The following is a 26,421-nucleotide window of genomic DNA, read 5'->3' as shown; positions in this document are numbered from 1 at the left end:
CCGTCCCCTTCTTTGTTTGTTCCCCTACCCCTTGGCGTCGGTCTCCTGGTAAATGCCTGCCATCCAGGCCTCGACGTCGTCCGCTGTGCGGGGGAGTGCCGCACTAAGGTTCACCGGTCCCTCGGCCGTCATCAGGATGTCGTCCTCGATGCGCACGCCAATGCCGCGGTACTCCTCGGGAATGGCGAGGTCTTCCTGCTTGAAGTAGAGGCCCGGTTCGATGGTGAAAACCATCCCCTCCCGCAGAACGCCGTCCAGGTAGAGTTCCCGCTTGGCCTGGGCGCAGTCGTGGACGTCGAGGCCGAGGTGGTGGCTGGTGCCGTGCGGCATCCAGCGCCGGTGCTGCTGGCCGTCCTCGCCGAGGGCCTCCTCGACGGAGACCGGGAGCAGGCCCCATTCCGCAAGCCGCTCCGCGAGGACAGTGGTGGCGGCGGTGTGGATGTCGCGGAACTTCACGCCGATCCGGGCGGCCGCGAAGCCGGCGTCGGCCGCGTCCAGGACCGCTTCGTAGATTTTGCGCTGCACGTCCGAGAACGTGCCGTTGGCCGGGAGCGTACGGGTGATGTCAGCGGTGTAGAGCGAATCGGCCTCGACGCCGGCGTCCAGCAGGAGCAGCTCCCCGGCGTTGACCTTGCCGGTGTTGCGGGTCCAGTGGAGGACGGTGGCGTTGTTGCCGGAGGCAGCGATGGTGTCGTAACCGAGTTCGTTGCCTTCCTCCCGGGCACGGGCGAAGAAGGCGCCTTCCACCACGCGTTCGCCGCGGAAGTGCGTCAGGGCGCGGGGCAGGGCCTTGACCACCTCGGTGAAGCCTTCCACGGTGGCGGCCACGGCGGTCTTCATCTGCTCGATTTCCCACTCGTCCTTGGTCAGCCGCAGCTCGGACAGTGCCTCGGACAGCTTCTCGTCGAGGGCGTCCAGCACGCCAAGGTCCAGGTTGTCCGGATCCTTGGCGGTGTTGTAGCGGGCGGTGTCCACGAGTGCGTCGATGTTTTCGTCCACCTTGCGCACTAGGCGGACCGAGATGCCGCCGATTTCTGGGGCGCCGACGTTCTTGGTGACGGCCATCTCAAGTTCGTCGATGTGGGCGGTGGGGATTCCCAGCCGGGCCTCAAATTCGGCCAGCGTGGGCCGCGCCCCGATCCAGAACTCGCCCGACCGCGCGTCGGCGTAGAACTGTTCGGTGTCCCGTCCGGCCAGCGGCCGGAAGTAGAGCGTGGCACGGTGGTTGCCGCCGTCGTCGCCCTTTCCTTCCCCTACAGGTTCGAAGATGAGCACGGCGTCGGGCTCATGGTCCAGCCCGAGGCCGGTGAGGTGGGCGAAGCCGGAGTGCGGCCGGAACCGGTAGTCGCAGTCGTTGGACCGGACCTTCAGGGGCCCGGCCGGAAGCACGAGGCGTTCCCCCTTGAACTGGTCGGAAATGGCCCGGCGCCTCCTCGCGGCGTGGCTGGCGACGGCCTCCCGTTCAGGGGTCACCTGCGGCGCGGGCGCCCAGTTGCTGGCCATGAAGGCCTTGAAAGCGGCGGAACTCGGCCGCTGGGAGCGGTTGTTGACGCGCTCTTCCAGGGGCTGGGAAGCTGTGTTTTCACCGTTGTGGGTGTTGTCTGCATCGTTCACCGTCCAATAGTCTCACCAGCCGAGCGGCTTAGGCCAACACCGGCGCGGGAGGGTGAATCACGCACTTCCCGGCCACAGGGGCGCCCCATCTACTAGGCTGGGCTGGTGAGGATAGATCTACACGCCCACTCGAATATTTCCGACGGTACGGAGACACCGGCGGAGGTCATGGCGGCCGCGGCGGCCGCGGGGCTGAACGTCATCGCGCTGACGGACCACGACTCCACGGACGGCTGGGCGGAAGCGTCCCGGGCGGCGATTGACAACGGCGTGGCGCTGGTGCCCGGCATGGAGATTTCCTGCCGGACGGAGCACGGGATCAGCGTCCACCTCCTGAGCTACCTGCACGACCCCCAGCACCCGGGCCTGCTCGAGGAAATCACGAAGGCCAGGGACGCCCGCCTGACCCGCGCCGAACGCATGGTCACGCTCCTCGCCGAGGACTACCCCCTGACGTGGGACGACGTGATCCACCATGTGGCGCCAGGAGCCACGCTGGGACGCCCACACATCGCCGACGCGCTGGTGGCGGCGGGAGTGGTAGCAGACCGTTCCGAGGCCTTCACCTCGATCCTTACCTCCCATTCGCGCTATTTCGTGCAGCACTACGCGCCGGAGCCCGCGCTGGCCGTCGAACTGGTCCGCGACGCGGGCGGCGTTCCCGTCTTTGCCCACCCCGTCGCCTCCGCACGCGGGCGGGTGGTGGGTGAAAGCACGTACCACGACATGATCGACGCCGGCCTGGCCGGTTTGGAGGTCAACCACCGGGACAACCCCGAGGAGGGCCGGGAGTTCCTGCGGAAGCTGGCCGCGCAGCACGGGCTAGTGGTGACCGGGTCCTCGGACTATCACGGCCTGGGCAAGCCGAACAGGCTGGGCGAGAACCTGACCGCCCCGGACGTCCTTGACCGGATCGAGGAGCTGGGCACGGGCACCGCCGTCGTGCGTTAAGTCCCAACTGACTGGCATTAGTTGTCGTTTTGGGGCCTCAAAACGACAACAAATGCGAGCTACTTGGGCGGGTAGGACGCGAGCTCGGCGTGCGCCCCGAGCCGCTTGGCCATGACGTCGATGGCCGGCTGGTTCTGGTCCACGCAGACGAACCTGCGTCCCAACTTGGCCGCAACGGCGCCAAGCGTGCCGGAACCGGCGAAGAAGTCGAGGCACCAGTCACCCGGGCGGCTGGACGCGGCCACCACGCGCCGCACCAGGCCCTCGGGTTTCTGCGTGGGGTATCCGGTCTTTTCCTTGCCCGTGGGGGAGACGATGGTGTGCCACCAGACGTCCGTGGGCAGCTTGCCCAGCTCACGCTTGGCCGGAGTCACGAGCCCCGGGGCCATGTAGGGCTCCCGGTCCACCTCGGCGCTGTTGAAGTGGTACTTAGAGGGGTTTTTGACGTAGACGAGGATGTTGTCGTGCTTGGTGGGCCAGCGGTTTTTGGCTCGTGCACCGTAGTCGTATGCCCAGATGATCTCGTTCAGGAAGCACTCGCGGCCAAAGATGGCATCCAGCATCACCTTGGCGTAGTGCACCTCGCGGTAGTCAAGGTGCAGGTACAGGGTTCCGTCGTCGGCCAGGAGCCGCCAGGCCTCCACAAGACGCGGCTCGAGGAAGGACCAGTAGTCGCTGAAGGCGTCGTCGTAGCGGTGCAGGGCGCCCTTGATCGTGTCGTAGGAGCGGCCCTTGAAGCCCACCCGGTCGCCGTCGCCGTCGGCGTTGAGCACCATCTTTGTTTCCTGGCGCTGCTGGGCCCGGCCGGTGTTGAACGGCGGGTCCACGTAAATGAGTGTGAAGGCGCCGTCCGGCAGCGTGGGGAGGAAGTCCGCGTTATCCGCGTGCACCACCAGGTTGCTGCCGTCCGGCGCCCAGACAGTTTCAGTCATTGAGGCTATGGGGCCTCGGTGCCGGGCTGTGAGCCTGTTGCGGCGGATTCGCCGCCGGAGACCACTTCTCCGTTGCGGCGGCGCGTGCGGGTGCGGTTGCGGCGCGGGCGCGCCGGCTGCTCGCCGTCAACAGTTGCAGTGGCAGCGGCGGCGGGGCCGCTTCCGGCGTCCGCACCGGTATCTGAAGAACGGCCGTCTGAAGAACGACGGCGGCGCTCGCCCGAACGCTCGCCCGAACGCTTGCCCGAGTCACCGCTGCGGCGGCTGCCTTCCCTGCTGCCGCCTTCCCTGCTGCCGGAGCGGCCGGAATCGCGGCCGCCGGAGCGGCTGTTCTTCTTGCCGGTCTCGCCCAGGTCCTCCAGGACCTCGGCATCGACGCCGGCGAGGGTGCGCTTGCTGCGCGGGAGCCGGCCCTTGGTGCCCTCGGGGATGTCCAGTTCCTCGTACAGGTGCGGCGAGGAGGAGTACGTTTCGACGGGCTCCGGGACGCTCAGGCCGAGTGCCTTGTTGATGAGTCCCCAGCGCGGCATGTCGTCCCAGTCCACGAACGTGACGGCGGTGCCCTTGTTGCCGGCGCGCCCGGTGCGGCCCACGCGGTGCAGGTAGATCTTCTCGTCCTCGACGCACTGGTAGTTGATAACGTGCGTGACGTCGTCGACGTCGATACCGCGGGCTGCTACGTCGGTGGCCACCAGGACGTCCACCTTGTTGTTGCGGAAGGCGCGGAGCGCCTGCTCGCGCGCGCCCTGGCCGAGGTCACCGTGGATGGCGGCGGCAGCGAACCCGCGGTCCACGAGTTCCTCGGCAACCTTTGCGGCGGTGCGCTTGGTCTTGGTGAAGATGATGGTGCGGCCGCGGCCGCGGGCCTGCAGGATCCGGGCGACTACCTCGGTCTTGTCCATGCTGTGCGCACGGTAGATGAGCTGACGGATGTCGCGCTTGGTCAGGCCCTCGTCGTCCGGATCGGCGGCGCGGATGTGGGTGGGCTGCGTCATGTACCGGCGCGCCATGGCAATGACCGGGCCGGGCATCGTGGCCGAGAACAGGAGGGTCTGGCGGACCGGCGGGGTGCCGGCGATCAGGGTCTCGACGTCCGGAAGGAAGCCGAGGTCCAGCATCTCGTCAGCTTCGTCCAGCACCACGATCTTGACGTTCTTGAGCACCAGGTGCTTCTGCTTGTAGAGGTCGATCAGGCGGCCCGGCGTGCCGACCACCACCTCGACGCCCTTCTGCAGTGCGTCGATCTGCGGCTCATAGGCGCGGCCGCCGTAAATCGTGGCAATCCGGGCATTGCGCTTGCGGGATGCGGCCTGCAGGTCGTTGGCAACCTGCACGGCGAGCTCACGCGTGGGTACGATCACCATGGCCTGCGGCGCACCGGGAGCGGGCAGTTTGTCGAAGCCGGCGTCGTCGCGGCCCACCACGCGCTGCAGCGCAGGAATGCCGAAGCCGAGGGTCTTGCCCGTGCCGGTCTTGGCCTGGCCGATGATGTCGTGGCCGGACAGCGCGACGGGCAGCGTCATGGCCTGGATCGGGAAGGGGTGCGTGATGCCGGCGTCAGCCAGGGACTCGACGATGTCGGCGCGGACGTCGAAGTCGGCGAACGACTTTTCGGCTATTTCGTGCGGCTTCTCGTCCGAGATGATGGTCTCTTCCGGCTCGATGGTCTCGGTGCCGGTATCGTCGGAAAGAAGCTGGTGGGTATGCAATTCACTCACAGGGGAGTTTCCTTATTCATTTGGGCATTGGCGCCGCCTGCTCAACGGGCCGGCCGCGGGGGCCGTTCCGGAGCACGCTCAGGCGCGCAAGCAATTCCAGTGGAAGCCGATCGCGGGCTATCTAATTGCCGGCACTGGGGACCGGCGGGTGTGACTCAAGATCGCGTAGGGGCGGGCTTGTTGAATTCAATTTACGGAAATCAACGACCGGGCATCCATTACTACCTAGCCAGTCTACTGGCAAACCCGTGTTTTCCTTGACTCGGGCCGCCGCGGGGACAGTTGCGGCCCGCAGGAGCGGTTCAGTCGACGAGTTCGAGGCGGATCTCGCGGGTCGCGATGTCCGAGGAGACCAGCCGGACCCGGACCCTGGTGCCGGGTTCCATCTCTCCTTCACATTTGGCCGTCACGGCGGGTTCGGCGATCTGGACCACGCCGGAGGGGCCGGATCCGTTGCTCCCCTTGCCGTTCACGCCCTTGCCGCCATTACCGTTGGCCGAGCCGTTCCCGTTCCCGTTCCCGTTGCCGTTTTTGGCCGGCTTTGACCCGGAGATCACCACTGCATCGAACTCCTGCCCGATGTGGTTGCTCAGCAGCGCGGCTTCCACAGTGTCCAGGGCAAGCCGCTCCATCCTTGCCGCCAGCTGGTCCGAGTAGGCCATGATCTCGGGCAGCGAGGGGAGCGCCTCCCGGGCCCAGGCCGGCACCGGCAGGTCATTGCTCAGGGCCTCGCAGATGACCAACACAAAGCGGTCCACGAGGCGGCGGAGCGGAGCGGTGGTGTGGGCATACGCCGTGCCGATGGCTGACTGGACCGCGTCCTCCGGAACGGTTCCGTCGAAATGCGTGTACGCGGCGCCGCGGAAGAGCATGCCTGCGGCGTGGAGGATGGCCAATTGCCGGTGGTCGGTGGGGTCCAGGGTGCGCAGGTACTCGCCGTAGGTTTCCTGCCCGTCCCACGGCTTGCCCAGCGCGGCTGTCTGCCGCCTGAAGTGGCCCAGTGAGCGCTCATCCGGGGCAGGCATGGTCCGGAGGATCCCCACCTTGCCGTTGAGCATCAGGGAAGCGGCGGCCATGCCGGTCATGAGCGAAATCTGGGCGTTCCAGTCCTCAACCGGCAGCTGGGGGACCGCCACGATCCGGTAGCCGCCGTCGGGAAGCTGGACGATCTCCTGTTCCGGCATGTTCAGGCTGGCCCCACCGCGGGCCCGTTCCAGGTCGACGCGCTTGCGCCCCACCTCGCGCAGGAGTTGCAGGATGGGAGCGGCCGTGCCGGCATCCAGTTCTGCCTGGACGCCCTTGTAGTTGAGTTTGGCCCGGCTGCGCACGGCGGCCCGGCGCACCAGCACCGACACCACCTCGGCGGCGGCGTCGAGTTCGAACTCCCAGACGAAGGCGGAGCACAGCTGCCCTGCCAGCAGGCTGCCGGCGTTCTCGCTGATGACCTCCGGATGCAGTGGGATCCGGCCGTCCGGGGCATAGAAGGTCTGTCCTCGGCGGCGGGTCTCGGCGTCGAGAGCGCCGCCCGGCTGCACGAACGACGGAACGTCGGCAATGGCATAGAGGATCCGGTAGCCCTCACCGAGGCGTTCGATGAACAGTGCCTGGTCAAGGTCGGTGGACGACGGCGGATCGATGGTCAGGAAGTCCACTCCGGTCAGGTCCAGGGCCGGGAATCCCCGGTCGGCGACGGCCGCTTCGGCTTCCTTGAGCACGTCCTCGGGGAATTCCCCCGGTAGCTCCAGCTCCGTCCGCAGCGCGCTCAATGCCTCCTCGAGCGCGTTGGTCTGCTCGTGGACGTTGGGCGACAACCGATGATGTGACACGAAAATCAGGTTAGCCCGAATTGCGCCGTTAGTCTTGGATTATGGGCACATCCTCGGCTGACACCGCTCGCTACGACCGCTTCGTCGCGGACCTCTTCGGCGTGATGGCCTACGGCGAACTGTCCGCATTCGAACGGCTCTCGTCGGACGCCCGTTACTCACCCACGCTGCACGACCGTGCCGTGCTCGGCAGGATCGCCGTCATCGAATTCCAGCACTACGAGCTCGTGAGCGCCAAGCTGGCGGGGATGGGCGTCGACGTCGAAGATGCGATGCTGCCGTTCCAGCTGGCGGTGGACCACTTCCATGAACGGACCCGCCCGGCGGACTGGTACGAGTCCCTGATGAAGGCCTACGTGGTGGACACGGTCTCCGCCGACTTCTATCGGGCCGTGGCCCGGTTTGTGGATGCCGGAACCCGTGACGTCATCCAGCAGATTCAGTCGTCGGAAGAGGCCACGGCCGTGCTGCGGGAACGGCTCAGCGGGGCCTTGGCGGACGATCCCCGGCTCGCGTCCCGGCTGGCGTTGTGGGGCCGCCGCCTCCTCGGCGAAGCGATCACGCAGGCCCAGCGCGTGGGCCACGAACACGCCTTTCTCGGCGAGCTGTTCGTCGAGGCGGAGCCCGGTGCCACGGACGCCACAGCACGCGAGCTGGTGCGGGGCATCACCGCCGAAGTCGTGGAGAACCACTCCCGGCGGATGGTCCAGCTGGGCCTGAGCGGGTAGCCCAGAGCCCTCTCTGCGCCCGCGTGCCGGCCGCTCCATTTAGGAGACGGCGGCCGGGGACGTCGCTTCGAGGGCGTCGAGCAGTTCCGCCGCGGCTGCCGCCGGGTCTGGCGCCTCGGTGATGGCCCGCACGACGACGATGCGGCTGGCTCCCGCCGCCAGGACCTGCTCCACGTTGGTGCGGTCGATCCCGCCAATCGCGAACCAGGGCAGCAGCAGGCCGCCGACCCGGTCCTCGTTTGCGGTGCGGACGGCCTCCGCTGCGTAGCGCACCAGGTCAAGCCCGACGGCGGCGCGCCCGGGCTTGGTGGGGGTGGCCCACAGCGGGCCCACGCAGAAATAGTCCAGGCCGCTGCGCCCGTGGGCGGCGCCGACGGCGGCATCCACCTGGTCCGTGCTGTGGGTGGACAGCCCGATCACGGTGGAATCGTGCAGCAGCTTCCGGGCGGCCCGGAGCGGCAGGTCCTTCTGGCCGATATGGAACACCGGTGCGCCGGCGATGGACGCGATGTCGGCGCGGTCATTGACGGCCCAGAGCCGGCCGTGCCTGCGGGCGGCAGCATGGACTACTTCCAGCAGCTCGAGTTCCTCGGCTGCCTCGATGCTCTTGTCCCGCAACTGGATGATGTCCACACCGCCGGCGAACGCCGCGTCCACGAAGTCCGCGAAGTCCCCGCGGTCCTTGCGGGCGTCGGTGCAGAGGTACAGGCGGGCAGCGGTGTGGGCAGAGTGCACGGTCATGGCAACCACCTTAGTTCCTCTAAACTGGGCAGGTACCGCGGGAGCCCGTTGCTGCTGTCATAAAGACGCAGGGCTGAGAGGGCGTCAGAGCCGACCGCTTGACCTGATCCGGTTAGTACCGGCGTAGGGAAGGAATTCCATGCCCCCTAAAATAAGCGGCGAAGATTGCTCCGCGGGCGCGTTGGAGCCCGTCGGACTTGAGGCCGATGTAGCCGTCGTTGGCGGCGGAGTCGTCGGCCACGGCATCGCCTGGGAGGCACGGCGCGCCGGCCGTTCGGTGGTGCTCATCGATGAAGCCCCGGGCAGCGGTGCAAGCTGGGCTGCGGCCGGCATGCTCGCCCCGGTCAGCGAGCTGCATTACCAGGAGGAAGGGCTCCTGGAATTGATGCTGGAATCCTCCGCCCGATGGCCTGACTTTGCGGCCACCCTCATTTCCGGCGGGGATGCCGGTTACCTGACGACGCCGACCCTGGCCGTGGGTGCCGATCCGGCCGACCGCCGGGCCCTGATGGACCTGCGGGACGTGCAGCGGGCCCACGGCCTGAACGTGGAACCGCTGACCATCCGCGAGGCACGTTCCCGGGAGCCGCTGCTCAGCCCCGGGATCTCCTGCGCCCTCGACATCCCGGCGGACCACCAGGTGGATCCGCGCAGACTCGTCCGGGCCCTTGCTGCCGAGCTGGCCGCGCAACGTCAGGAAAATGTGGCAGCGGAGGGATACGCGGTGAGGGAGCACGCCGCCGGCCTGCTCTGGGACGGCGCCCGGGTCTGCGGGGTACGGCTGGCGGGCGGCGGGTCCGTCACGGCGGCCGAGACGGTGGTGGCCAACGGCTTGGCCGCGGCGCGCCTGCAGAACCTTCCGGAAGGCCTGCAGCTGCCGCTGCGCCCGGTTTACGGAGACATCCTCAGGCTCAGGGTCCCCGAACACCTGCAGCCCCTGCTCACCGCAACGGTCCGCGGCATGGTGCGGGGCGTGCCGGTGTACGTGGTGCCCCGCCGGGACGGCACGGTGGTGATCGGCGCCACCCAGCGTGAGGACGGCGTGCCGGGCACCAGCGCCGGGGGTGTCTACCAGCTGCTGCGCGACGCCCAGGCGCTGGTGCCGGCAGTCGCAGAGCTCGAGCTGCTCGAAGCCACCGCCCGGGCCCGGCCCGGCACGCCGGACAACGCCCCGCTGCTGGGCCGGGTGCCGGCCGGCGGGCAAGATGCCGGCACGGACGTGGCTGGCCTCATCATCGCCACCGGCTTCTTCCGCCACGGCGTCCTGCTGACCCCGGCCGCCGCGGTCATCTGTCGCCAGCTCATGGACGGCATCACCGATCCGCGCTGGGCCAAGTTCCGGCCGGGCAGGTTCTCTCCCGGGCTCCCAGACCCTCTGGGATCTGCCGCTGCACTCAGCATTTGACCCGCGTCACCTTTGACCTAACCAAGGAACCAGCATGAACATCACACTGAACGGCATCGAACAGGAAATCAGCGAGGGCGCCTCCGTCACCTCACTCGTCAGCCAGGTCACGGGGCGCCAACTGGCCGCCAGCGGTCAGGCGGCCGACGGCCAGCGGCTGGGTGTGGCGGTGGCCCGCAACTCGGCCGTCGTGCCGCGCAGCCAGTGGCACGCCACGGCACTCGCAGACGGCGACGAGATCGAACTTGTCACGGCAGTCCAAGGAGGGTAAGGACGATGGCAGAAACAATGATTGAAACAGCAGACAGCCTGGTCATTGACGGGGCGGAGCTGACCTCGCGGCTCATTATGGGCACCGGAGGCGCTCCAAGCCTGGACGGTCTCGGCGCAGCGCTGCTCGCGTCCGGGACCCAGCTGACCACCGTCGCAATGCGGCGCTACTCGCCTGCCGAAACCGGCTCGCTGTTCCAGCTGCTGGTGGACCACAACATCCGCGTGCTCCCCAACACCGCCGGCTGCTTCACGGCCCGGGACGCTGTGATGACGGCGGAGCTGGCCCGGGAAGCGCTGGAGACCGACTGGGTCAAGCTCGAAGTCATCGCCGACGAGCACACGCTCCTGCCTGATGCCGTGGAACTGGTGGACGCCACCGAGCAGCTGGTCAACCGAGGCTTCAAGGTGTTCGCCTACACCAATGACGATCCCGTCCTGGCGCTGCGGCTGGAGAACCTCGGTGCGTCGGCGGTCATGCCGCTGGGAGCGCCGATCGGCACGGGCCTGGGCATCCTCAATCCGCACAACATCGAGCTGATCGTGTCACGGGCCTCCGTTCCCGTGGTTCTGGATGCAGGGATCGGCACGGCCTCGGACGCGGCCCTGGCCATGGAACTGGGGTGCGACGCCGTGCTGCTGGCCACCGCCGTGACCCGGGCCCAGAACCCCGTTCTCATGGCCGAAGCCTTCAAACACTCCGTGATCGCCGGTAGGCTGGCGCGTGCGGCCGGGCGGATCCCGCGCCGTGAGCATGCCTTGGCGTCGTCGGCCATGGAGGGCCGGGCGGAGTTCCTCTAAGCCCGGCCAACCCGTGCCCGGTGGCGTGCGGCCAGCTCAACAGGTACTTCCCAGGAGCCAGTTGTGGCAGCCAGCGACGACATCCTCACCCGACCCCAGATCGACGAAGCGCTCGCCGGGCTGCCCGACTGGCGCTACCGCCTCGGCGGGCTTATCACTGTTTATAAGACGCCGACGGCGGCGGTCGCACTGGAGCTGATTGCCGCCGTCGGGCGTCTGGCAGAGGACATGGACCACCATCCGGACCTGGAATGGCGCTATAACCGGGTGTTCATCCGGTTCAGTTCCCACGACGTCGGCGGTGAGGTGTCCGCGCGGGATACCCGTGCTGCCGCCTCCGTCAGCGATGCCGCCTCGGCGGCTGGCGCCGAAGCCCAGCCCGGCCTGTACCGGACGGTGGACATCGGCATCGACACGGCTGACGCGGCGGAAATTTCCGAGGTCTGGCGGGTAGCCCTCGGCTACCGGAAGGGCAGGTCCGGGGACCTGGTTGACCCCTACGGGCGCGGACCAAGCGTGTGGTTTCAGGAGACGCTGACGCCGAACGACAACCGCCTGCATCTCGATGTCCACCGCTCCAAGGCCGAGTCGGCACCAGTACTGGAGAAGACCGCGGCAACCGGGGCACAAATGAACAGTGACCACGCACCCAACTGGGTGGTGGTCACTGATGCCCAGGGGAACCGGCTCTGCCTGCACACCGAGGAAGGCCGCGGTCCGGACGTTGCCGCGCCTCCGGGGTCTATTTAGCGGCGTTGTCCAGCAGTTGCCGGAACTGCTCTTCCGAGTTGAGGGTCAGCTTTTCCCCGTTCAGGAAAAACGTCGGAGTGCCGGTCACGCCGAGGGCGGTGCCGTCGGCGATGTCCTTGCGGATCCGGTTTTTGGTTTTCTCATCCGCGACCGCGGCATCATATGTAGGCATGTCCAGGCCGAGTTCCTGGGCGAAGGTGCGGAACTGGGGTCCCTGAGACGCCTGCTTCTCTCCCCACTGCGGCTGGGTCTCGAACATCTTGATGTACATCTGCTGGTATTTGCCTTGCTGCGCGGCTGCTTCCACTGCCAGAGCAGCTGTGCCCGAGTTCCGGTGGCCCGGCAGCGGGAAGTAGCGGTTCACGAAGGTGATGCGGTCCCCGTATTCCTTCTTCAGTTCCTCCACCAGCGGCACCGCCGCCCGGCAGGACTCGCATTCGAAATCCAGGAACTCCACGAGCTGGGCCTTCTCGGTGGGAGGTGAAGTGACGCGGTGGCTGTCTTCGCGGACCAGTTGGGCGTCGGCGACCGGCTGCGCGGCGGGCTGGGCGGCCTTGGTCGCGTTGAACACGGTGTACCAGATGACGCCGGCGGCGACGATGACCCCGAGCAGGATCCAGATAACCAGACGCGCCTTCCGCGCCGGGTCTCCAGGCTTGGAAGGTGTGGGGGTGGCTTGTGTCGTTTGCGGCATCAGGGGTGGATGCTTTCCTGGTCGCGGTTGTCCCGGCGGACCAGCGGCAGGCCCAGTACCTGTAGTGCAGGCGCCGGTTCTGATGCTGTGCAGCCGTCGCAGCAGCCGTCCGCGGACGGCACAGACGATGCTTCCTGGTCTTCACCGGGCACCGCCTGCGGGACCGTGCAGCACACGTCCCCGCGCCACGCATTGACACCCTCACGGACGGCGATCGCCGCGATCACCAGGGCGGCGCCGGCGTCGGCCCACCACCAGCCCAGCGTGCTGTTCAGGACGAGGCCGATCAACAGGACCGCGGAGAGGTATGTGCAAAGCAGCGTCTGCTTGGAGTCGGCAACAGCAGTCTTGGAGCCCAGCTCACGGCCGGCCCGGCGCTGCAGCCAGGACAGAACAGGCATGATGGCCAAACTCAGCGCGGCGATCACGATCCCGGGGGTCGAATGCTGGGCCTCCCCGCCGCCGGCCAGGGACCGGATGGCGTCAACGGAGACGAACGCCGCCAGCGCGAAGAAGGACAGGGCGATAATCCGCAGGGTGAGGTGTTCCCGTCGCTCAGGGTCCTTAGAGGAGAACTGCCATGACAAAGCAAGGGCGGAGGTAACCTCGATTACTGAGTCCAGCCCGAATCCGATAAGCGCGGAGGAGTCCGCGACGCCGCCGGCCCACAGGGCCGCCGCGGCTTCAATCACGTTGTAGGTGATCGTGGCCGCCGCGAAGAGGCGGATACGGCGGTTCAGGACCGAGCGCCGAGCCGGCGCCGGTGACGCCTGCACAGCGCTCATGCCAGGCACGTCCCGTCAGGTGCGCAGCACGCCGGATCCACGGCAAGCACCACTCCGATCAGATCCCGGATGGCGTGACCCAGCCGGGAGTCGGCGAGCTCATACCGCGTCCGCCTGCCGTGCGGGACAGCCACCACCAGGCCGCAGCCGCGCAAACAGGTCAAATGGTTGGACATGCTCTGGCGCGACACCGCCAGGGAATCAGCAAGGTCAGAGGGGTAGGCTGGCGCATCGGCCAGTGCCAGCAGGATCCGTGCACGCGTCGGGTCAGAGACCGCGTACCCGAACCGGGCCAGCACCGGAGCGTGTGTCAGAGTCTGCATACGTCCAACGGTACATCAGCGGATGTATTGAGCCAGCGTTGCGCCGCTGCGTGATGACGATCCCTACTGGGAAGCAGGTTAAGGGACAGTGACCACGCACCCGCTTGGGTGGTGGTCACTGATGCCCAGGGGACCTGGCGCCGCCCAGATCCTGCGGTAGCTAAATTTTCAGCGCTGCCGTCAGCCGCTGGGTGTCCTGCCTGGCGCGTGCCCGGCCGAGGTAGACCGCCACTGCCAGGGCAGCAGCCGTCCCGGCCGCCATGGGCAGGACCCAGGACAGCCAGGTCAGGCCGGGCTGGTAGCCCAGCCCCGCCCAGATGCAGATGATCCAGGCGAGCATGCCCACCGCGGCAGCGGTGCCCGCCGGCACGAGGATGCCGTACTTGGTGTGGCGCCGGTCGTTGGCCCAGACGACGAACCCGGCGGCAGCGGTCACCAGGACCACGATCACGAGGGACAGCACTGCTCGGCCTACAGGGCGCCGAAGCCGACCCGGCGCACTTCCTCTGCGCCGATTTCGACGTAGCCGAGGACGTTTGCCGGGATGATGATCTGGCGGCCCTTCTCGTCGTTCAGGCGCAGCTCGCTGCCCTTGGCGATGGCCTCGGCCACTACTTTGGCCACAGCGTCAGCATCCTGAGCCGATTCCAGCACAATTTCACGGCCGACGTTCTGAATGCCGATCTTTACTTCCACAGCAAGGCCTCCCAGCCAGTCAAGGTTGAAATTTCAAAGGTAGTTTCATTTGTAGTCTAGGTCTCTTTGGGGAAGCGAGAGATTCCGCGCCAAGCTAAACGGTAAATCAAGTCGCTGGCCACATCGAGATCGAGATCTCCGTCTGTTTCGAGCCAGTAGCGCGCGCTGACCTGGGCCATGCCCGCCAGCCCGCGTCCCAGCAGCTGGGCCTCCAGCAGCGGGAGCTTGGTGTCCTCGGCGATGATCCGCGCTATGGCCTCGGCGAAGGTCTTGTTGAACGTCTCCAGGCGCGAGCTGACATCGGCGTCGTTGATGAGGTCGGACTCGAACACCAGCCGGTGTGCCTGGTCATCGCTGTCAATGAAACGGAAATAGGCGCGCATGACGGCCTGCACGCGTTCCTTGTTGTCCGTGGTGGAGTTCATTGCCCCGAGCATGAGCTCGGTCAGTGCCTCGAGATGGCTGTCCAGCAGGGCAAGGTACAGCTCACGCTTCGACGGGAAGTGCTGGTAGAGCACAGGCTTGCTGACGCGGGCCGTTTCCGCGATCTCGTCCATCGCGGCACCGTGGTACCCGTTGGCGACAAAAACCTCCTGGGCTGCGGCCAGCAGCTGGGCCCGGCGCTCGTCGCGCGGCAGCCTGGCGGAACGCTGGCCGGAGGCGCGGACGGGGCCGGCATTGGATTGCGCGGCCTGAGTTCGATCAACCGGTGCATGATGAACCACTGTTGGCCTTCTTTCCTTTGCAGTTAACTTCACTTTACCCGGGGGTAATATGACCGCGCGGTATCTTCAGGCATACATTGAAGTATGGCTTCTCCGTCCACGGCAAATACAGTCCGCACGCTCCCGGGCCCCCTCGTCGATCCCGCTCCCGGCCTCTCCACCGAAGAGGTGGAGCGGTATTCCCGGCACCTCATCATTCCCGAAATCGGCGCACTCGGACAACGCCGGCTGAAGAACGCGCGAGTGCTGGTCATCGGGGCGGGCGGACTGGGTTCGCCGGCGCTGCTCTACCTTGCCGCAGCCGGCGTGGGGACCATCGGGATCATCGACGACGACGCCGTGGACCTGAGCAACCTGCAGCGGCAGATCATCCACGGTGTGCGGGACGTGGGCCGGCCCAAGATCGAGTCCGCCCGCGACGCCATCGCGGAACTGAACCCGCTGGTGGACGTCCGCCTGCACAACGTCAGGCTCGATGCCTCCAACGCCCTGGAGCTTTTCGCCGAATACGACCTCATCCTGGACGGGGCGGACAACTTCGCCACGCGCTACCTGGTGAACGACGCCGCCGCCATCCTCGGCAAGCCATACGTGTGGGGGTCCATCTTCCGCTTCGACGGGCAGGTCAGCGTCTTTTGGGAACAGCACGGCCCCACGTACCGGGACCTCTACCCGGAGGCGCCACCGGCCGGCTCCGTGCCGTCGTGCGGGGAGGGCGGCGTATTCGGCATGCTGTGCGCGGCTGTCGGCTCGCTGATGGTCACGGAGGCCGTCAAGCTGATTACCGGCGTCGGACGCTCCCTGCTGGGCCGGGTGGCGCTGTACGACGCCCTGGGCGGCAGCTGGCGCGAGATCAGGGTGTCCAAGGACCCGGACGTCCCGCGGATCACGGAACTCACCGACTACGAGGCCTTCTGCGGCGTCGCCCCGGCGGAGACAGCCGACACCGGGCACACCGTGACGGCAACGCAGCTGGCCACGATGCTGGCCTCGCGGCAGGCCGGGCTGAAGGACTTCGACCTGGTGGACGTGCGCGAGTCGGGGGAGTACGACATTGTCCGGATCGACGGGTCCGTCCTGATCCCGCAGGGGCGGATCCTCTCCGGTGAGGCGTGGGGCGAGCTGCCGCAGGACAGGGACATCGTGTTCCACTGCAAGGCCGGGACACGGTCTGCCGCCGTGCTGGCAGCCGCCCGGAAGGCCGGCTACCAGCGGGTCAGCCATCTCGACGGCGGCATCCTCGCCTGGGTGCGTGACGTGGAGCCGCAGAAGCCGGTCTACTGATCCAGCCTGCCTCACCGTGCCGTAACCGGGATCGGCATCCGTCGTCGATGTGAAGGCACCAGGGGGCTCATGAGAGTACCTTGGCGACCGTCAGCAACGGAAGCGCAAGCGCCTGCGGGGCATCGTCCTCCAGCCCCGTGTACTCGATTTCCATGGCCACCGAATCGTGCGGGGCCAGGTAACTGATCCAGACCTTCTCGGTGGCACCGGCGGCAATCGTGCCCGGACCGCGGTCGGCGTCCTGCGGGGCGACCGTGATGCCGGAGGGCAGCAGCTTGAGGCGCAGCTGTCCCGGGCTGAACAGGACCGGTTCGGACCGGACATTGGTGAGTGCCACTTCCAGCACGACGACGTCGCCCCACGTGAAGTTTCCAGGCTGCGGCCAGTCTGAGTCCAGGAGGGGGTCGCCGTGGTGGTCGTCCACCGCGGCATCCTGGCGGCTGGAAACGCGCTGGATTCCGGGCTGGCCTGCTGCAACGGCCCTTCGCGTTCCGTCCGTGACTTGGGATACGGCCGAGGCGAGCGGCGTGGCAGCAGGCCGCCCCTGCGCATCAAGCCGGGCCAGGCGTCCGGCGTCGACGAGCGACACTGTGCCGAAGGTTGTGGAGAGCCCGGCTCCGCCGCCGGGTCTGCTGCGGGACACGACGCCGTAGGTTCCACCGCCTACCAGCAGGAGCGCTCCACCGCCCACGATAAGTCCGAATTGCCGGCGGCTCAGGGGCGGCACGGCCGAGGCCGGTGAAGCAAAATTCATGATGGCTCCCCAATATGGTTTTCACGGGCAACGTCAATGCTGCACGGGGAACCTATGGAAAGCTTGTGAAGTTCTGTTTGTCAGAACATATGCAGGTTAGGCGGAGTTCCTGCGGGACTCGTTTTTGTGCGGGCCTGCGGAGTCCTGCAGGTGCCCGGTAGCAGTGGTCAGGGTGCCCGCAGCGAGTGCGCTGTGGTCCACAGGGCACTCGGCCTTGGACGCGGCAGCTGGCTGCTCGACGGTGATGCCATACAGGGTTTCCAACGCCGCGACGTAGTCGTCCTGCTGTCCGTTGGACGCCAGTTCGCGGGCGCGCACGGTGGGGACATGCAGCAGCTGCTTCACCATGCGGCGCAGCGCAAACTCCACTTCTTCGGCCGCGGCGGTGCAGCCGTGGCGGGCGCGCACCTTTTCCATTTCCGCATCGAGCACGTTCATGGTGTGACGGCGGAGGGCCACAATGGCCGAGTCCACGGAGCGCGCCTCACGTTCCTGTTCAAACGCCTGAGCGGCGCCGGAAACCATGCTGCTGGCCTGCGCGAGTGACTCTGCCTGTTCCTGGGGCGCCGCGAGCCGCACGGACTCGAGGGTCAGCAGCTCCACGCCGTCGAGTTCTCCGACCGCGGGATCAAAATCGTGGGTGAGCGCGAGATCGATGGCGATCAGCGGCTGGGTGGATCCGGCGCGGACCTGGGCGAGCTCGGCGGCTTCCACCCTTGTGTCCGAGCCGCTGCAGCCGATCATGACGTCGGCGGCTGCGACGGCGGCGTGCAGGGTGTCGCCGTTGAGGGCGGTCCCGCCGCGTGTTGCCACGAAGGTGGCCGCGCGTCCTGACGATGAGAACACCGCGATATCGCGGCAGCCGCGTTCGCGGAGCAGGGCCATGGTGGCTCCGGCGTAGGCGCCGGTGCCGAACACCACGACCTTCTTCTTCGACCAGTCGGTCTCTTCGGAAAGGTCGGTGGCGAGGTCGAGAGCGACCGAAACGATGGACAAGCCGCGGGAGCCGAGGGCTGTCTGCGCGCCGACATCCTTGGCGGTTTTGGAGGCGGCCTGGAACAGGCGGACCAGCCCGGCGCTGGCGGTCCCCTCATGCTGGGCCGTGATCAGGGCCCGGCGCACCTGCCCGGCAATTTCACGCTCACCGACGACGGCGGAGTCGAGTCCGGAGCTCACAGCAAAGAGGTGCTCGGTGACCTCGGGGCCGGTGCGGGTGCTGAACGACCGGGACACCAGCTGCTCGCTGAGGCCGCTCGAATCGCTGATCTGGCCGACAAGGGCGGCGCGTGCGGCCTCGACGTCGTCGGCGTGCGACGCTTCGCCGTAAATTTCGTAGCGGTTGCAGGTGGCAAGGACAACCGCACCCTTGACCGCCGGCGAACCGGCGAGGGCGGACGTGGCGATGCCAGAAGAACCGTTGCTTAGCTGAGCAACGGTTTCGAGGTCGATGTCGGCGTGTGTAGCCACCAATGAGAAAAGAACCACAGCACGACAATCATAGCTTTTTCGCAGGCGCGTAGAACAACCCTTGGTCCGGATCCCCGGTTTCCGGGCGTGTGATTCCTGCCACCCGTTGATGGGACTGCCGCGGGTGACAGGCTGTCGTTATCTTTTAGGGGCGATTTTGGGCACAATCAAAGGCATGACTTCTAGCGCTGTAACCCCCGCCGGTACCGGACTCGACGCAGGCCATCCGCTGCGCGACGGACGCACTGCCGACTCTCCGCTTATTACGGCGTACCGCGGCGGCAAGCCAAGCCGCCGCCCGGTGTGGTTCATGCGCCAGGCGGGCCGTTCGCTGCCGGAATACCTGAAGCTCCGCGAGGGCGTCGCCATGCTGGATTCCTGCCTGCGCCCCGAACTTGCCTCGGAAATCACCCTGCAGCCGGTGCGCCGGCACGACGTTGATGCGGGCATCTTCTTCTCCGACATTGTCATTCCCCTGAAGCTGGCCGGCGTCGGCGTCGACATCGTGCCCGGCGTGGGGCCGGTCCTGGATAAGCCCGTGCGGACTGCCGCCGACGTCGCCGCCCTGCCGCGCCTCACTGAGGAGTCGCTGGAACCCATCCGGGAAGCCGTCCGGCTGACCGTGGATCAGCTTGGCAAGACCCCGCTCATCGGCTTCGCGGGCGCGCCTTTCACTCTGGCCGCGTACATGGTGGAGGGCCGGCCCTCCCGGGACCACCTTGGACCGCGCACCATGATGCACGCCGACCCTGAGACATGGACGGCGCTGGCCAACTGGGCCGCGGACGCTTCCGGCCTGTTCCTGCGCGCCCAGCTGGAGGCGGGCGCCTCCGCGGGCCAGCTGTTTGACTCGTGGGCAGGCTCCCTTGGCCTCGCCGACTACACCCGATTCGTTGCCGCAGCCTCGTCACGCGCCCTGGACCACGTCCGTGACCTGGGCGCGCCGCTGATCCACTTCGGCACCGGCACTTCCGAGCTTCTGGTGGCCATGCGCGACGTCGGCGTTGACGTCGTCGGCGTGGACTACCGGCTGCCGCTGGAGGAGGCCAACCGCAGGCTGGGCGGCACCGTCCCGCTGCAGGGCAACATCGATCCGGCGCTGCTGTCCGCCCCGTGGGAGGTCCTCGAGGCGCACGTCCGGGCGGTCATCGCCTCGGGGGCGGCCGCCCCAGGCCACGTGCTGAACCTCGGCCACGGCGTGCCGCCGGAAACGGACCCCGGCGTCCTGACGCGCGTCGTCGAACTCATCCACTCCATCTCCCCGGAGTAAAGGGCTGTGGCTGCGGGCAGGCCTCCGGCCGCCGGCCGCACTGCACTGGTGGTCGGAGGCGGCATCTCCGGGCTCCTGGCCGCCCGGGAACTGGCCCGGGCGGGCCTGCACACCACAGTGCTGGAAGCTGCCGAAGCCTGGGGAGGCTGCGTCGGCAGGCATGACGTTGCGGGGCTGACCCTGGACAGCGGGGCCGAGTCCTTTGCCACGCGCTCCACTGCGGTGGCCGACCTCGCCGCGGAACTCGGACTGGGCGGACATATCGTTGCCCCGCGGCCCGGCGGCGCCTGGGTGCAGCTGCCGGGCGGACCCCGCGAGCTTCCCAAGACCGGCGTGCTGGGTATCCCGGCCAATCCGTGGGACCCGGAGGTCCGGCGCTCGCTGGGCCTCGGCGGTTCCCTGCGCGCCTCGCTGGACAAACTGCTGCCCGCCTCCGTGGGAACCACCGCCGAGGTTTCCAGCGTCTCCGCGCTGGTGCGGGCCCGGATGGGACGCCGCGTCCTGGAACGGCTGGTTGAACCCGTGGTGGGCGGCGTGCATTCGGCTGACCCCGGTCTGCTCGACGTCGACATGGTGGCGCCGGGGCTGCGCGCGGGCATCGCCCGGCACGGCTCGCTGGCCGCCGCCGTGGCTGCCCAGCGCAAGGGGACAGGAACGCAAGCCACGCCAACGCAGGGCGCACCAACGGACGCCAAACCTGCCAAGGCAGGCTCCGCCGTCGCCGGCCTGAAGGGCGGCATGCACACCCTCGTCACTGAGCTCGTGGCGGACCTCAGGGCGCGCGGCGTGCAGCTGGTGCCGGGGACAGCGGCCACTGACGCTGCACGGACGCAGCAGGGCTGGACGGTGACGGCGGGGGAGAGCAGCTACAAGGCTGACGTCCTGGTGGTTGCCTTGGACGGACCATCGGCCGTGCGGCTCCTCGGGAAAGCAGTCCCGGCGCTGGCCGGGCATCAGCCCGCGCCCGGGCCTGTGGTCAAGCTTGTGACACTCGTTGTTGACCTCCCCTCGCTGGACGGTCGTCCGCGCGGAACGGGGATCCTGGTGGCGCCGCAAACGGAGGGAATCCGGGCGAAGGCCCTCACCCATGCCACCGGCAAATGGGACTGGGTGGCGGACGCGGCCGGACCCGGCAGGCATGTGCTGCGGCTCTCCTACGGGCGCAGCGAAGGTGCGTCAGCCGCTGCGGCCCCCGCTGCGCCGGGGCCGGAATCGGATTCGGATGAGGCATTGCTTGACACGGCTTTGCAGGATGCGTCAGCGCTGCTGACGGTGCCCGTCACACGGGAGGCGCTGGTGGACTGGGACGTCGTCAGCTGGGCCGGGGCGCTGCCCTTTGCCGCCGTGGGGCACCGGCAGCGGGTCGCCGAGGTCCGGCAAATCTGCGCCGGCACGGACGGGCTGCTGATGGTCGGCGGCTGGCTTGCCGGTAACGGGCTGGCGGCTGTGGTGGCCGACACGAAAACACGAGTCACGGCCTTCCTGGCGTAGCCGTCCCGGCTCTCGCGGTCGGCTGCGGGAAGGCAGCTTCCCTGCCGCCCGCGATACCTTCCGGGAGGACCTTCCGCAAGTTTTCCCCGGCGCAAAATTGTGTCTAGGGTCGATGACTATGGTCAATCAGAAGTCCGATGGTTTTCGTTCGCTGACTGGTTTCCATGGGGGACTTCGGCGCGGCACAGCAGCGGCAGCGTTCGGAGCGGTACTGGTCTTGTCCGCAGGGGTTCCTGCATCCAACGCTGCTGCATGCAACGCTGCTGCGTCCGACCTGCCGGTATCCGACCTGCTGGCGGAGCCCGACCAGGGCGGGGCTGCTGCCGGAACGGCGCTCGGCGCCACTGCCGACGCCGCGGGCCTCGAGGCCTGGGCGGCGGCGGCCCTGTCGAATCACGGCAAGAGAGAGGGCACTCCGCACGGCGGTAAGTCGCACGGCGGTAAGTCGGAGGGCCGTGCAGGCGGCCCCACCCGGCCCACCGCGGACGAGCCATCGCCCTCGGAAGCGCCGCTGGTTCCGATGCCTGTTCCATCTGTGACCTTCGCAGCCAGACCGACGCCTGACCCGTCGATTACTGCCTCGGCCACGCCCACGCAGGCCGCTCCGACGCCGTCGGATCCAGGTGACACAGAGCCGGCGCCGTCGCCCGCGCCGACCTCTTCTGGAGCCCCGACTTCTTCCGGGACGGCGACGCCCTCCCGGCCCTCCCGCCCATCAGGGACTCCGGAAGCGCCTGAGCCATCTGAAACACAGCCCTCGGGCACGAAGTCCTCGGGAAGCCCAGCGCCGTCGGGAACACCGTCGCCGTCGGGCAATGGGTCAGGATCGTCGGGCGGAACCGGCGGCTCTTCCCCCGCCGGATCAGCACCCGCCGGATCCCCGGCAAGCGGAACCGCGGGATCCCCGGCGCCGGCCGCCGGCAGTTCCCAAAGCGCTGCGACCACCGAAGCCCCGTCCGCGGCCGCCAGCCCGTTCGGGGAGATCGCGGGCCTGTCAGCCGGCGCCGGCCAGCGGGGACGCTCGGCCGGGGGGGTTGCCGGCGGAGTCTGGGGCTCCGCGCAGTTCGCGGGACCCACCAACATGGCCACGATCAGCTCGCCCTACACGCGCGGGCCGGCGGAGGGTGCCGTCATGGGCGTGTCACGGAGCGGAACCATTGAGCCGCAGGTGTGGTGGGGTGCAGGGCTCCTCGCGCTTGCCGGGGCGGCCGGTGTGGCGGCAGTACGGATCCGGCGGTCGCTGTGAAATTAACCACTTCTACACAGCGTAGAAGTTGAGTTTTTCGACTTAGGCCGCATGGAAGGGGCAGGATAGTAACCATGAGCCACACTCCTGCCGAATCTGTCACCAAAACCGAAGAATCAGCCGAGCAGTTCTTCACCCTCTGGACCGTTTTCAAGCGCTCCGCCGAGGCCCTCCGCAGCGCCGATGCCGCCGAGGATTTCGACGCCCTGGTGGCGCGCCTGGCCGAGGGCGGGGTCACCCACCGCGGCAGCTATGACGTGTCCGCCATGCGCGCCGACGCCGACGTCATGGTCTGGCTGCACGGCCCCAAGCCCGAGGCGCTGCAGCAGGCCATCCGTGACATCCGCCGCAGCAAGCTGTTCGCTGGAACTGAAATCGTCTGGTCCGCCATGGGCGTGCACCGTGAAGCGGAGTTTGCCAAGAACCACACCCCGGCGTACTCACGCGGAGTGGCGCCGGCCGAGTGGCTGTGCGTGTACCCGTTCGTCCGCTCCTACGAGTGGTACCTGCTGCCAGAGAACGAGCGCGGCCAGATGCTGCGCGACCACGGCCTGCTGGGCCGCGACTTCCCGCAGGTCATTTCGAACACCGTGTCATCCTTCGCGCTCGGCGACTGGGAATGGATCCTCGGCCTGGAGGCACCCGAGCTTGTGGACCTCGTGGACCTGATGCGCCACCTGCGTTCCACCGAAGCGCGCAACCACGTGCGCGAGGAGATCCCCTTCTACACCGGGCGGCGGATCACCGCGGGCGAGATCGCCGAGGTCCTCGCATGAGTCCGCTGGCCCCGCAGGAAGACCCCGCGAACCTCACCGAGACCGGCAGGCTGGCCCCCAAGGAATACGACGGCGTCCTCCTCGCCTCCTTCGGTGGCCCTGAAGGCCAGGACGACGTCATCCCGTTCCTCCGCAACGTCACCCGCGGCCGGGGAATCCCCGATGAGCGCCTCGAAGAGGTATCCCACCACTACCGCGCCAACGGCGGCATCAGCCCGATCAACCAGCAGAACCGCGAGCTGAAGGCCGCCCTCGAGGCTGAGCTGGCCGCGCGCGGGATCAACTTGCCCGTGCTGTGGGGCAATCGCAACTGGGACCCCTACATCCCGCAGACCCTCCAGGACGCGTACGACGCCGGCCACCGCCGGCTGCTCATGCTCACCACGAGCGCGTACTCCTGCTACTCCAGCTGCCGCCAGTACCGCGAGGACATCGGCATGGCCCTGGCCGAAACCGGGCTCGACGGCAGGCTGGAAGTGGATAAGGTCCGCCAGTACTTTGACCACCCCGGCTTCGTGGAACCCTTCATTGCGGGTACCGCCGAGGGAGTTGCCGAGGTGCGCGCGCAGCTTGCCGCCGCCGGCAAGCCGGACGCCCCCATCCACGTTCTCTTCGCCACCCACTCCATCCCCACCCGGGATGCTGTGGCGGCCGGCCGTTCCGAGGACGAGCCCCGCGAGTTCGCGGAGGATTCCGCCTACGTGGCCCAGCACCTCGCCAACGGCACGGAGATCATGCGCCGCGTGGAAGCCGATTCCGGCCTGTCCGCCCCGTGGTCCCTCGTCTACCAGTCGCGGTCCGGTGCCCCGCATATCCCGTGGCTGGAGCCGGACATCAACGATGCCATCGAGGAACTCGCCAAGCAGGGCGTCGCGGGCATCGTGATCGTGCCACTGGGCTTTGTCAGCGACCACATGGAGGTGGTCTGGGACCTCGACACCGAAGCCCTGCAGACCTGCCGCGACCTCGGCCTCGCGGCCACGCGCGTGCCCACGCCGGGCACCCACCGCCGCTTTGTCGAGGGGCTCGTGGAGCTGATCTGCGAACGCACGGTGGCCAACAACATCCCGGACCGCCAGGCCGTGACCGGCCTCGGGCCCTGGTACGACGTATGCCGTCCCGGCTGCTGCGAAAACTTCCGCGGCGAAAAGCCCACCATAGCCGGTGCAGACACCACCGTCGGCCAGGGGCACGATCCCTACCCGGCCGCCGGGCAGGACGCGAAGTGACGGTACGGATCGGCACCAGGGCGAGCAAGCTCGCCCTGACACAGACCCAGCAGACGGCCGACCGGCTGGCCGCCGTCGGGGGCTTCGACGTCGAACTCGTCCATGTCCGGACCGACGGCGACGTGCTCACCGGCTCGCTGTCCCAGATGGGCGGCACCGGCGTCTTCGTTGCCGCGCTGCGCGACGCGCTGCTGCGGAACGAGTGCGACGTGGCCGTCCACTCCCTGAAGGACCTGCCCACTGGCTCCGCCCCGGGGCTGACGCTGGCCGCCACCCCGCCACGCGTGGACGTCCGCGACGTCCTCTGCGCCCGCGACGGACTCAAGCTGGCCGACCTTCCCAAGGGTGCCCGCGTCGGCACCGGCTCACCCCGCCGGGCAGCGCAGCTCCGCGCAGTACGCCCCGACCTGGACATCGTGGACATCCGCGGCAACGTGGATACGCGGCTGGGCAGGGTGCCCGGGCTGCCCGGCAACGTCACGGACGCGGTGGTTGCCGGGAAGTCGTGCGACCTCGACGCCGTCGTCCTGGCCGCCGCGGGACTGGAACGGATCGGCCGCCTGGACACCGTCACCGAATACCTGGAGACGGACATCATGCTCCCGGCAGCCGGCCAGGGATCGCTGGCCATCGAATGCCGCACCGGCGAGGCGCCGCGCCGTGCCGGCTCCACCGAGGGGTCGCAGGGCGTGCTGGCCCAGGCGCTGGCCGCCCTTGACGACGCCGACACCAGGCTTGCCGTCACGGCCGAACGCGCGCTGCTTGCCCGGCTCGAGGCAGGCTGCGCCGCCCCCGTGGGCGCGTACGCCTACCGGAAGGGCAGCATGCTCCATCTGGAAGCCGTGGTCTGCGCCGTGGATGGCACCGCGTCGGTGCGGGACAAGCGGGCGACCGACGGACTCACCGAGGTGGGAGCCACCCTGCTCGGAATCGAACTGGCCGAGGTTCTGCTGGCAGCGGGGGCTGCGGACATCGCGGACCTGACGGCTTCCTGACCGCAGCCGGCCACCGTATGGGAACGACGAGCGGGGAGCACCGGGCGGACGAACACCCGCTGGAAGAACGTCCGCCGGAAGCACGTCCGCTGGACGGGCGCCGGGTCCTGGTGACGCGGAGCCCCGAGCGGTCCGGGCCCCTCACGGAGGCACTGCGGCTGGCCGGCGCCGTTCCCCTCCTGCTGCCGCTGACGGCCGCCGAACGCGCCCCGGACCAGGCGGCGCTTGACGACGCCTTCGAGGCGCTGGGCGCGGGCACCTTTGAGTGGCTCGTGGTCAGCAGTGCCACCACCGTCCTGGCACTGCAGGAAAAGGCGGCAGAGCGCGCTGTGGAACTGGGCGACTGGCTTCCGGCCGGAACCCGGGTTGCCGCTGTGGGCCCCGCGAGCCGGAAGGCGCTTGAGGCTGCGGGGATTGCCGTGCACTTCGAGCCGGAGCAGGAACATTCAGCCGCCGGGATCGTCAACGGGTGGCCTGGCGGCCCTGCCGCCGTGCTGCTGCCGCAGGCCGATATCGCGGCCCCTGCCCTGGCCCGGGGGCTGGCCGCGAAGGGCGCCAGGGTGCGCACTGTGGTGGCCTACTCCACCGTGGACTTCCCGGCCGAGCCGGCGCGGCGCCTCGGCGCAGGACTGGACGGAACCGGCAGCAGCGGCACCGCCCCGCTGCCGCTGCTGACGCCCGCCGAAGCGAAAGCCGAGATCGACGACGGCGCCCTGGCCGCCGTCGTCGCCGCCTCACCCAGCGCGGTGCGGCGCATCGGCGCCACCCTGGTGCCGCTCGGCTCCTGCCGCCTTGTGGCCATCGGACCGGCGACAGCGGCTGAGGCGGAAGCCCTGGGACTCGCCGTGGCTGCCACGGCGCGGGAGGCCACACCGGAAGGGCTCGTGGCCGCCGTCATCCGGGCCGTTGCCCCCTACATCCACTCATCAACAGCAGGCCCACAGTGAAGG

Annotated in this window: 27 protein-coding genes and 1 riboswitch; of the genes, 14 read left to right on the top strand and 13 right to left on the bottom strand. The window is 68.3% G+C overall.

Annotation, left to right across the window (positions count from 1 at the left end; all coding sequences use genetic code 11):
* Window positions 1-24: 24 nt before the first annotated feature.
* Window positions 25-1,614: an aminopeptidase P family protein gene (locus LFT45_RS15010; RefSeq protein ID WP_236804268.1), complete on the bottom strand. Its 1,590-nt coding sequence runs from the start codon at window positions 1,612-1,614 to the stop codon at window positions 25-27.
* Between the two features lie 105 nt (window positions 1,615-1,719).
* On the opposite strand from LFT45_RS15010, the gene LFT45_RS15005 reads away from it, so the two are divergent.
* Window positions 1,720-2,565 (top strand): PHP domain-containing protein, encoded by an 846-nt coding sequence (locus LFT45_RS15005; RefSeq protein ID WP_236804266.1) that lies wholly within the window; start codon window positions 1,720-1,722, stop codon window positions 2,563-2,565.
* Between the two features lie 59 nt (window positions 2,566-2,624).
* Here the strand turns inward: LFT45_RS15005 and LFT45_RS15000 are convergent, their stop codons facing one another.
* From LFT45_RS15000 to LFT45_RS14990, 3 genes are all read right to left on the bottom strand, one after another.
* Window positions 2,625-3,497 (bottom strand): DNA-methyltransferase, encoded by an 873-nt coding sequence (locus LFT45_RS15000; protein WP_236804264.1) that lies wholly within the window; start codon window positions 3,495-3,497, stop codon window positions 2,625-2,627.
* Window positions 3,498-3,502: 5 nt separating this feature from the next.
* Window positions 3,503-5,215, bottom strand: coding sequence for a DEAD/DEAH box helicase (locus LFT45_RS14995; protein WP_236804263.1), 1,713 nt, complete (start codon window positions 5,213-5,215; stop codon window positions 3,503-3,505).
* A gap of 302 nt (window positions 5,216-5,517) precedes the next feature.
* Complete coding sequence (locus LFT45_RS14990; protein ID WP_236804261.1) at window positions 5,518-7,041, bottom strand: RNB domain-containing ribonuclease; 1,524 nt, start codon at window positions 7,039-7,041, stop codon at window positions 5,518-5,520.
* A gap of 41 nt (window positions 7,042-7,082) precedes the next feature.
* On the opposite strand from LFT45_RS14990, the gene LFT45_RS14985 reads away from it, so the two are divergent.
* Window positions 7,083-7,769 carry a ferritin-like fold-containing protein gene (locus LFT45_RS14985; protein WP_236804258.1) on the top strand — a complete coding sequence of 229 codons (687 nt, stop codon included), beginning with the start codon at window positions 7,083-7,085 and terminating at the stop codon, window positions 7,767-7,769.
* 39 nt (window positions 7,770-7,808) lie between these two features.
* Here the strand turns inward: LFT45_RS14985 and thiE are convergent, their stop codons facing one another.
* Window positions 7,809-8,510, bottom strand: a complete 702-nt coding sequence (gene thiE / locus LFT45_RS14980) for a thiamine phosphate synthase (RefSeq protein ID WP_236804257.1) — start codon at window positions 8,508-8,510, stop codon at window positions 7,809-7,811.
* A 27-nt stretch (window positions 8,511-8,537) separates the two neighbouring features.
* A riboswitch (TPP riboswitch) is annotated at window positions 8,538-8,658 on the top strand.
* Here thiE and thiO point away from each other — a divergent pair.
* From thiO to LFT45_RS14960, 4 genes are all read left to right on the top strand, one after another.
* On the top strand, window positions 8,650-9,915 hold the full coding sequence (thiO, locus tag LFT45_RS14975) for a glycine oxidase ThiO (protein ID WP_236804255.1): 1,266 nt from the start codon (window positions 8,650-8,652) through the stop codon (window positions 9,913-9,915). Its footprint overlaps the riboswitch before it by 9 nt.
* A 34-nt stretch (window positions 9,916-9,949) precedes the next feature.
* Window positions 9,950-10,186, top strand: a complete 237-nt coding sequence (thiS, locus tag LFT45_RS14970; RefSeq protein WP_236804253.1) for a sulfur carrier protein ThiS — start codon at window positions 9,950-9,952, stop codon at window positions 10,184-10,186.
* Between the two features lie 17 nt (window positions 10,187-10,203).
* Complete coding sequence (locus LFT45_RS14965) at window positions 10,204-10,986, top strand: thiazole synthase (protein ID WP_442863561.1); 783 nt, start codon at window positions 10,204-10,206, stop codon at window positions 10,984-10,986.
* 63 nt (window positions 10,987-11,049) lie between these two features.
* Window positions 11,050-11,736, top strand: coding sequence for a 4a-hydroxytetrahydrobiopterin dehydratase (locus tag LFT45_RS14960; protein WP_236804249.1), 687 nt, complete (start codon window positions 11,050-11,052; stop codon window positions 11,734-11,736).
* Here LFT45_RS14960 and LFT45_RS14955 read toward each other — a convergent pair.
* From LFT45_RS14955 to LFT45_RS14930, 6 genes are all read right to left on the bottom strand, one after another.
* Window positions 11,729-12,430, bottom strand: a complete 702-nt coding sequence (locus LFT45_RS14955; protein WP_236804248.1) for a DsbA family protein — start codon at window positions 12,428-12,430, stop codon at window positions 11,729-11,731. The genes LFT45_RS14960 and LFT45_RS14955 overlap by 8 nt on opposite strands.
* Window positions 12,430-13,215 carry a cation diffusion facilitator family transporter gene (locus tag LFT45_RS14950; protein WP_236804246.1) on the bottom strand — a complete coding sequence of 262 codons (786 nt, stop codon included), beginning with the start codon at window positions 13,213-13,215 and terminating at the stop codon, window positions 12,430-12,432. The genes LFT45_RS14955 and LFT45_RS14950 overlap by 1 nt, the downstream gene beginning before the upstream one ends.
* Window positions 13,212-13,538: an ArsR/SmtB family transcription factor gene (locus tag LFT45_RS14945; RefSeq protein ID WP_236804244.1), complete on the bottom strand. Its 327-nt coding sequence runs from the start codon at window positions 13,536-13,538 to the stop codon at window positions 13,212-13,214. The genes LFT45_RS14950 and LFT45_RS14945 overlap by 4 nt, the downstream gene beginning before the upstream one ends.
* Before the next feature lie 160 nt (window positions 13,539-13,698).
* Window positions 13,699-14,001, bottom strand: coding sequence for a hypothetical protein (locus LFT45_RS14940; RefSeq protein ID WP_236804243.1), 303 nt, complete (start codon window positions 13,999-14,001; stop codon window positions 13,699-13,701).
* Between the two features lie 8 nt (window positions 14,002-14,009).
* Window positions 14,010-14,234, bottom strand: a complete 225-nt coding sequence (locus LFT45_RS14935) for a DUF3107 domain-containing protein (protein ID WP_003805104.1) — start codon at window positions 14,232-14,234, stop codon at window positions 14,010-14,012.
* Between the two features lie 56 nt (window positions 14,235-14,290).
* Window positions 14,291-14,959, bottom strand: a complete 669-nt coding sequence (locus LFT45_RS14930) for a TetR/AcrR family transcriptional regulator (protein WP_236804241.1) — start codon at window positions 14,957-14,959, stop codon at window positions 14,291-14,293.
* Between the two features lie 84 nt (window positions 14,960-15,043).
* Between LFT45_RS14930 and moeB the strand changes: the two genes are divergently transcribed.
* Window positions 15,044-16,243, top strand: a complete 1,200-nt coding sequence (gene moeB / locus LFT45_RS14925) for a molybdopterin-synthase adenylyltransferase MoeB (RefSeq protein ID WP_236804239.1) — start codon at window positions 15,044-15,046, stop codon at window positions 16,241-16,243.
* Between the two features lie 67 nt (window positions 16,244-16,310).
* Here the strand turns inward: moeB and LFT45_RS14920 are convergent, their stop codons facing one another.
* The gene (locus tag LFT45_RS14920; RefSeq protein WP_236804237.1) at window positions 16,311-16,997 is read right to left on the bottom strand and encodes a hypothetical protein; all 687 of its coding nucleotides are present in this window, start codon (window positions 16,995-16,997) and stop codon (window positions 16,311-16,313) included.
* Window positions 16,998-17,093: 96 nt separating this feature from the next.
* A complete protein-coding gene (locus LFT45_RS14915) occupies window positions 17,094-18,482 on the bottom strand; it encodes a glutamyl-tRNA reductase (protein ID WP_236804236.1) in 1,389 nt (462 codons plus the stop codon).
* Window positions 18,483-18,639: 157 nt separating this feature from the next.
* Between LFT45_RS14915 and hemE the strand changes: the two genes are divergently transcribed.
* The 7 genes from hemE (at window position 18,640) to LFT45_RS14880 (ending at window position 26,418) form a co-directional block, all read left to right on the top strand.
* Complete coding sequence (hemE, locus tag LFT45_RS14910; RefSeq protein ID WP_236804234.1) at window positions 18,640-19,734, top strand: uroporphyrinogen decarboxylase; 1,095 nt, start codon at window positions 18,640-18,642, stop codon at window positions 19,732-19,734.
* A gap of 6 nt (window positions 19,735-19,740) precedes the next feature.
* Window positions 19,741-21,225, top strand: a complete 1,485-nt coding sequence (hemG, locus tag LFT45_RS14905) for a protoporphyrinogen oxidase (RefSeq protein ID WP_236804231.1) — start codon at window positions 19,741-19,743, stop codon at window positions 21,223-21,225.
* Between the two features lie 112 nt (window positions 21,226-21,337).
* Window positions 21,338-22,471: a hypothetical protein gene (locus LFT45_RS14900; RefSeq protein ID WP_236804229.1), complete on the top strand. Its 1,134-nt coding sequence runs from the start codon at window positions 21,338-21,340 to the stop codon at window positions 22,469-22,471.
* 74 nt (window positions 22,472-22,545) lie between these two features.
* Window positions 22,546-23,247, top strand: a complete 702-nt coding sequence (hemQ, locus tag LFT45_RS14895; RefSeq protein ID WP_111905764.1) for a hydrogen peroxide-dependent heme synthase — start codon at window positions 22,546-22,548, stop codon at window positions 23,245-23,247.
* A complete protein-coding gene (locus LFT45_RS14890; RefSeq protein WP_236804228.1) occupies window positions 23,244-24,476 on the top strand; it encodes a ferrochelatase in 1,233 nt (410 codons plus the stop codon). The genes hemQ and LFT45_RS14890 overlap by 4 nt, the downstream gene beginning before the upstream one ends.
* Window positions 24,473-25,471, top strand: a complete 999-nt coding sequence (hemC, locus tag LFT45_RS14885) for a hydroxymethylbilane synthase (protein ID WP_236804226.1) — start codon at window positions 24,473-24,475, stop codon at window positions 25,469-25,471. Before LFT45_RS14890 ends, hemC begins: the two co-directional genes overlap by 4 nt.
* A gap of 17 nt (window positions 25,472-25,488) precedes the next feature.
* Window positions 25,489-26,418, top strand: a complete 930-nt coding sequence (locus LFT45_RS14880) for a uroporphyrinogen-III synthase (RefSeq protein ID WP_236804224.1) — start codon at window positions 25,489-25,491, stop codon at window positions 26,416-26,418.
* The last annotated feature ends 3 nt before the right edge of the window (window positions 26,419-26,421 follow it).

The organism is Arthrobacter sp. FW305-BF8, from assembly GCF_021789315.1.
Lineage (GTDB): Bacteria > Actinomycetota > Actinomycetes > Actinomycetales > Micrococcaceae > Arthrobacter.
The sequence above is the reverse complement of the archived record's forward strand: the minus strand, read 5'-3'. Positions and strand labels throughout refer to the sequence as shown.

Excerpts from the sequence above, each read along its gene's own strand:
- LFT45_RS15000 (WP_236804264.1), bottom strand. The coding sequence starts at position 3,497 with ATGACTGAAACTGTCTGGGCGCCGGACGGCAGCAACCTGGTGGTGCAC.
- LFT45_RS14985 (WP_236804258.1), top strand. The coding sequence starts at position 7,083 with ATGGGCACATCCTCGGCTGACACCGCTCGCTACGACCGCTTCGTCGCG.
- thiE (WP_236804257.1), bottom strand. The coding sequence starts at position 8,510 with ATGACCGTGCACTCTGCCCACACCGCTGCCCGCCTGTACCTCTGCACC.
- thiO (WP_236804255.1), top strand. The coding sequence starts at position 8,650 with ATGCCCCCTAAAATAAGCGGCGAAGATTGCTCCGCGGGCGCGTTGGAG.
- thiS (WP_236804253.1), top strand. The coding sequence starts at position 9,950 with ATGAACATCACACTGAACGGCATCGAACAGGAAATCAGCGAGGGCGCC.
- LFT45_RS14965 (WP_442863561.1), top strand. The coding sequence starts at position 10,204 with ATGATTGAAACAGCAGACAGCCTGGTCATTGACGGGGCGGAGCTGACC.
- LFT45_RS14955 (WP_236804248.1), bottom strand. The coding sequence starts at position 12,430 with ATGCCGCAAACGACACAAGCCACCCCCACACCTTCCAAGCCTGGAGAC.
- LFT45_RS14950 (WP_236804246.1), bottom strand. The coding sequence starts at position 13,215 with ATGAGCGCTGTGCAGGCGTCACCGGCGCCGGCTCGGCGCTCGGTCCTG.
- LFT45_RS14945 (WP_236804244.1), bottom strand. The coding sequence starts at position 13,538 with ATGCAGACTCTGACACACGCTCCGGTGCTGGCCCGGTTCGGGTACGCG.
- moeB (WP_236804239.1), top strand. The coding sequence starts at position 15,044 with ATGGCTTCTCCGTCCACGGCAAATACAGTCCGCACGCTCCCGGGCCCC.
- LFT45_RS14920 (WP_236804237.1), bottom strand. The coding sequence starts at position 16,997 with ATGAATTTTGCTTCACCGGCCTCGGCCGTGCCGCCCCTGAGCCGCCGG.
- hemE (WP_236804234.1), top strand. The coding sequence starts at position 18,640 with ATGACTTCTAGCGCTGTAACCCCCGCCGGTACCGGACTCGACGCAGGC.
- LFT45_RS14900 (WP_236804229.1), top strand. The coding sequence starts at position 21,338 with ATGACTATGGTCAATCAGAAGTCCGATGGTTTTCGTTCGCTGACTGGT.
- hemQ (WP_111905764.1), top strand. The coding sequence starts at position 22,546 with ATGAGCCACACTCCTGCCGAATCTGTCACCAAAACCGAAGAATCAGCC.
- LFT45_RS14890 (WP_236804228.1), top strand. The coding sequence starts at position 23,244 with ATGAGTCCGCTGGCCCCGCAGGAAGACCCCGCGAACCTCACCGAGACC.
- LFT45_RS14880 (WP_236804224.1), top strand. The coding sequence starts at position 25,489 with ATGGGAACGACGAGCGGGGAGCACCGGGCGGACGAACACCCGCTGGAA.